The organism is Brevundimonas sp. (genome assembly GCF_013823285.1).
Taxonomy (GTDB): Bacteria; Pseudomonadota; Alphaproteobacteria; order Caulobacterales; family Caulobacteraceae; genus Brevundimonas.
Window position 1 is genome coordinate 1 of sequence record NZ_PNLV01000136.1, and the last position, 5,540, is coordinate 5,540.

At 67.7% G+C, this 5,540-nt stretch carries 4 protein-coding genes; 1 reads left to right on the forward strand and 3 read right to left on the reverse strand.

Features of this window, described 5'->3' with window-relative positions:
- Both C0461_RS13210 and gyrA read right to left on the reverse strand, forming a co-directional pair.
- On the reverse strand, positions 1–769 hold a 769-nt coding region (locus C0461_RS13210; protein ID WP_292107660.1), incomplete at its 3' end, for a hypothetical protein.
- Between the two features lie 53 nt (positions 770–822).
- Complete coding sequence (gene gyrA, locus C0461_RS13215) at positions 823–3,579, reverse strand: DNA gyrase subunit A (protein ID WP_292107661.1); 2,757 nt, start codon at positions 3,577–3,579, stop codon at positions 823–825.
- Between the two features lie 147 nt (positions 3,580–3,726).
- On the opposite strand from gyrA, the gene C0461_RS13220 reads away from it, so the two are divergent.
- Positions 3,727–4,344 (forward strand): superoxide dismutase family protein, encoded by a 618-nt coding sequence (locus tag C0461_RS13220; RefSeq protein ID WP_292107663.1) that lies wholly within the window; start codon positions 3,727–3,729, stop codon positions 4,342–4,344.
- On the opposite strand, the gene C0461_RS13225 is transcribed toward C0461_RS13220, so the two are convergent.
- Positions 4,341–5,252, reverse strand: coding sequence for a DMT family transporter (locus C0461_RS13225; RefSeq protein ID WP_292107665.1), 912 nt, complete (start codon positions 5,250–5,252; stop codon positions 4,341–4,343). The two genes, C0461_RS13220 and C0461_RS13225, sit on opposite strands and share 4 nt — an antisense overlap.
- Between the last annotated feature and the right edge of the window lie 288 nt (positions 5,253–5,540).

Below are 5,540 nucleotides of genomic sequence, written 5' to 3' on the forward strand. Positions count from 1 at the left end.
CGGTCGGTCGATCAGCGTCACTGACCTTGCCGGCTTTCGGCTTCTTGGGTCGCCACCCTCGAAACAGCCAGAATAGAAGGGCGGGTATCGGCAGGGCCACAAGGATAATCCACGGGTCCAGAGCCCCCGGCCCCTTTGCATAACCCGCACCGAGAAGCGCGAACTGCGCGACATGAAACTCAGCGGCGCCGGTCGCCCAGTTCAGGGTCAGCTGACCCACCCCGAACAGGCTGACGATCATCCAGACCCACCGCCGCCGCCACCCCGCAACGACCGCCGTAAACAGGCAGAACAGTGGAGCCAGCACCGCCAGGGCAAGCACGCCATAGTGCAAAGGCGTCTTCCCCCGCAATGTGAAGGCGGCCAGCGCCGCCTGGGCCGGCGAGAAATGATTGATGTGGACTCTTTCTACGCGCCAGGGATCCTCACCCTCACGGACCATCAAGGTCGCCATCTGAACGATCTTCTGCTCGTGGTCATACTCATGGGTGATCTCATAGACGGAAAGATCATCCCTCACATTCCACTGCCACGACAGGGTGCGCGTCTCTGACGGCGCGTTCGACCCCGCGTAAGCACGGACCGTCTCAAGTTGCTCATCGGTTGCGTTGGCACGGCCAGCGTCGGTCATTGATGACCGCAGGGCGTCGAAATCACCCAGCCGCAATTGCTCATAGACGGCGCGCGCCTGGGTATCCCGTTCCGGGTCGACAGACCCCACCCCGCACGACGCCAGAGCAAGCGCGAGCAGCAGCACCAATATGCGCAAGAACCCCTCCCTATCCTTGCAACCGGCCACGGCCGTGGCCAAGGCCGACCATTCTATTCCTCGGCGCCGTCCTCAACGCCGTCCTCGATGGCCTCGTCGCCCGCCACTTCCGGCAGACGCTCGACGGAAACGACCTTCTCACCCTCAGCCGTGCGGAAGATGGTGACCCCCTGGCTGGACCGACCCACGATGCGGACCTGATCGACGCGCGTGCGGATCATCTGGCCGCGCGAGGTGACCATCAGCAGGTCGTCGCTGTCCTCCACCGGGAAGGCGGCGGCCAGGCGGGCGCCCGCGCGGCCGCCCAGACCGTGGGCCGTCAGCCCCTGCCCGCCCCGACCGGTGCGGCGATACTCGTAGGCCGAGGATCGTTTGCCGAAGCCGGTGTCGGTGACCGTCAGGATGAACTGCTCGGCCGCGCCCAGTTCGGCGATGCGCTCGACCGACAGCGCGGCCTCGGCCACCGCCTCGTCGTCGGCGTCCGGAACCGCGGCTTCATCCTCGTCGCCCGCGGCCCGGCGCATGGCGTTGGCGTGTTTGACATAGGCGGCCCGCTCTTCCGGCGTGGCGTCAACCCGGCCCAGCACGGCCATGGAGATGACCTCGTCCTGGTCCTGCAGACGGACGCCGCGCACGCCGGTGGAGTCCCGCCCCTTGAACACGCGCACATCGTCGGCCTTGAAGCGAATGGCGCGGCCCAAGGCCGTGGTCAGCAGAATGTCGTCCTCGGCCGTGCACAGGGCGACGCCGACCATGTGGTCGCCCTCCTCCAGCTTCATGGCGATCTTGCCCGCGCGATTGACGGTCGCGAAGTCCGACAGCTTGTTGCGGCGCACGTCGCCGGACTTGGTGGCGAACATGATGTCGTAGTTGGCCCAATCCGCCTCGTCCTCGGGCAGCGGCAGCACGTTCATGATGGTGTCGCCCGGCTCGATGGGCAGCAGGTTCACGAACGCCTTGCCGCGCGAGGTCGGCCCGCCCAGGGGCAGGCGCCAGGTCTTGAGCTTGTAGGCCTTGCCGTTGGTGGCGAAGAACAGCACCGGGGTGTGGGTCGAGGCCGAGAACACGCCGACCACGGCGTCGTCGTCCTTCATCGCCACGCCCGAGCGGCCCTTGCCGCCGCGATGCTGGGTCCGATAGGCGTTCAGGGCCACGCGCTTGACGTAGCCCCCGTGGGTGACGCTGACGACCATCTCCTCGCGGGGGATCAGGTCCTCGTCCTCCATGTCGCCTTCGCCCTCGCCGATCATGGTGCGACGGGGCACGGCGAACTCGGCCTTCACGGCCAGCAGGTCCTCGCGGATCACCGCGATGATGTTCTTGCGGTCCGACAGCAGGGTCAGGTGGCCCTGGATCACGTCCGCCAGCTCGCGGGCCTCGCCCATGATCTCGTCACGGCCCAGGCCGGTCAGGCGAGACAGGGTCAGGGCCAGGATGGCGCGCGCCTGTTCGTCTGTCAGGCGCAGCTTGTCGCCGTCGATGACCACGCTGCGCGGGTCGGCGATCAGCTCGACCAGGGCGATCATATCGCCCACCGGCCAGGGCTTGCCCTGCAGCCGTTCCCGCGCCTCGGCCGGATCGGCGGACGAGCGGATGATATGGATGACCTCATCGATATTGGCCACCGCCGTCGCGAGGCCGACCAGCACGTGGCCCCGGTCACGGGCCTTGGCCAGCTCGAACTTGATGCGCCGGACCACCACTTCCTCGCGGAAGTCCAGGAACGCCTCCAGCATGGCCCTCAGGCCCATCTGCACGGGACGCCCGTGGTTCAGCGCCAGCATGTTGACGCCGAACGAGCTCTGCAGGGCGCTCCAGCGATAGAGCTGGTTCAGCACCACGTCGCCCGGCGCGTCGCGCTTCAGCTCCACCACGATGCGCATGCCCTCGCGGCTGGACTCGTCGCGGATGTCCGCGATGCCCTCCAGACGTTTCTCGCGCACCATCTCGGCGATCCGCTCGATCAGGGTCTGCTTGTTCACCTGATACGGGATCTCGGTGATGATGATGGCCTCGCGGTCCTTGCGGATCTCCTCGATGGACGCCTTGCCGCGCACCACCACCGAGCCGCGGCCGTCCAGCAGGGCGTTGCGCGCGCCGGTGCGGCCCATGATCTCGCCGCCGGTGGGGAAGTCGGGCCCCGGCACGATCTCGAGCAGCTGGTCGTGGCCGATGTCCGGGTCGTCCAGCAGCGCCACGCAGGCGTCAACGATCTCACCCAGATTGTGCGGCGGGATGTTGGTGGCCATGCCCACCGCGATGCCGCCGGCGCCGTTGACCAGCAGGTTCGGATACCGCGCCGGCAGGACGACGGGCTCCAGCTCCTTGCCGTCATAGTTGGGCTGGAAGTCGACGGTGTCCTTGTCGATGTCCGCCAGCAGCGCCATGGCCGACGACTGCATGCGGCACTCGGTGTATCGCATGGACGCGGGCATATCCCCGTCCACCGAGCCGAAATTGCCCTGACCGTCCACCAGCATCAGCCCCATGGAGAACGGCTGGGCCATGCGGACCAGGGCCATGTAGACCGACGCGTCCCCGTGCGGGTGCAGCCGCCCCAGCACATCGCCGACCACCCGCGCGCATTTCATGTAGCTGCGCTCGGGCGTCATGTTCAGTTCGTGCATCGAATACAGGATGCGGCGATGCACAGGCTTGAGCCCGTCGCGCACATCCGGCAGCGCCCGGCTGACGATCACGCTCATGGCGTAGTCGAGATAGGACCGGCGCAGTTCGTCCTCGATGGCGATCGGCGCGATATCGTCGGTGCCGCCCGGGAGGGGGGCGTCGTTCTGGGTGTCGTCGGTCAAGTGAATTCAGGCTTTTCTGACGCCCCCGGGGGGCGGGAATCGGAACGTCTTCCGTGGCCGAAACATTAGCATCCAGGGGCTTGCGTGGCAAAGCACGCCGGCGCATCCAGACCCCTTGCGGCAAAGCTTTTAAATGGGAGCCGACATATGCGCGCGAACCTTCTCCTCACCACGGTCATGGGCATCGGCGCCCTGGGCCTCGCGGCCTGCGGCGACAACGAGCCAACGACGCCTCCGGCCGCCTCGCCCGCCTCGTCGCAGACAGCGCCCACCCCGGGGGATCAGGACGGCGTTCGAGCCACGACGACCGAGACGGGCGACGCTACGCTGATGAACAACGACGGCGAGGAGATCGGCACAGTCACCCTCACCCAGGGGCCCACAGGCCTGCTGATGCGCGTGGAGGCCGAGGGCCTGACGCCCGGCTGGCACGGCATCCACATCCACGCCGTGGGCGACTGCAGCGACGCCGCGTTCGAGAACGCAGGCAGCCATATCAATCACAGCCAGGCGCCCCACGGCTTGCTGAATCCCGAAGGCCCCGACGACGGCGACCTGCCCAACATCCACGCCGGCGAGAACGGCCAGGCGCGCGCGGAGCTGTTCACCACCTCGGCCCGCATCGCCGAGAACGGTCCCGGCCAGTGGCTGTGGGACGAGGACGGGTCCGCCATCGTCATCCACGCCAACCCGGATGATCACCGCAGCCAGCCCATCGGCGGGGCGGGCGACCGGGTGGCCTGCGCCGTGGTTTCGCGCAGCTAGACCTGCACCTTGGCGCCGGGGGCGACCCCGGCGCGCAGTCCCCGCTCGGCCAGGGCGACAATGGTCACCCCCAGCAGGGTCAGGGCCGCGCCGGTCAGGATCTGCACCGTCAGGACGTCGCCCATGAAGCCCCAGCCGATCAGGATGGACACCACGGGCGTGAGCAGCAGATAGGGCGTCACCCGTCCCGCCTCGCGTCGCTGCACCAGCCAGAAGGCCAGTCCCGTGGCGATGACCGTGGAGATCAGGGCGCCGAAGGCCACGGCGCCCCAGGCCAGCGGCGGCGCCTCCTGCATGGCCGCCACCTGCCCCGTCTCGAAGGTCAGCGAGCCCAGAAGCAGGAACACGAAGGCGGTCATGGACAGCAGCCCCTGCATCTTCATGGGAGACACGGCTCGCGTCCGCCGCGCGATGACCGTTGTCAGGGCCCAGGCCACGCTGGCGCCCACGCCGATCATGATGGCGGGCAGGTCCATGAAGGCGTGGGAGTCCAGCACCATCCAGGCGATGCCGAAAAAGGCGATCAGCATGCCCAGAACCGCCGGCACCGTGATGCGCTCGCCCAGCAGCAGAAAGGCGAACAGCGCCGTCATGGGAATCCACAGCTGCAGGCTGACCGACAGCGGGCTGATGTCATTGGCCATGGAGAAGCCCAGATAGATCAGGCCGAAATGGATCGGCCCGCCCAGCAGGACCAGCACAACCAGACTTTTCCAGTTCGGAAACGGGGGACGTACGAACCAGGCCAGACAGACGGCCGCCAGCCCGAAACGGAGCGCTCCGGTCAGCAGGGGCGGCAGGCTCTCGGTCGCCACCTTCGCGGCGGCGTTGTTCACGCCCCAGATCACCACAATGGCGGCGATGGCGGCGATCTCGGCGACACTCAGGGAGGAACGGGACTCGGTCACAGCCTGCTCATGCCACGGGCGGCGCCCCCCCGCCCCTCACAAATCATGACCATATCTTAGGCGCTACCGCTCGGCTCGCGGAGCCTCGCTGCTTGAGCGTCATTTCAGTGCGCTATGTTCGCGTCGCGGACGCTCACGGCTTGAGCGCGCCGGTATCGCGGGGCCCCGGCGCGAGGCGCTCTCGCGCCCGCGCTCAAGCAGCGAGGCTCCGCGAGCCGAGCGGTAGCGCACAAAAAAATGCGCTCAAGCAACGAGCGACCGCGTCGCGAGCGTTAGCGCCCCTAGAAT

What these genes read in the sequence shown, in the direction of transcription:
- C0461_RS13220 (WP_292107663.1), top strand. Translation starts at nt 3,727, where the DNA reads ATGCGCGCGAACCTTCTCCTCACCACGGTCATGGGCATCGGCGCCCTG.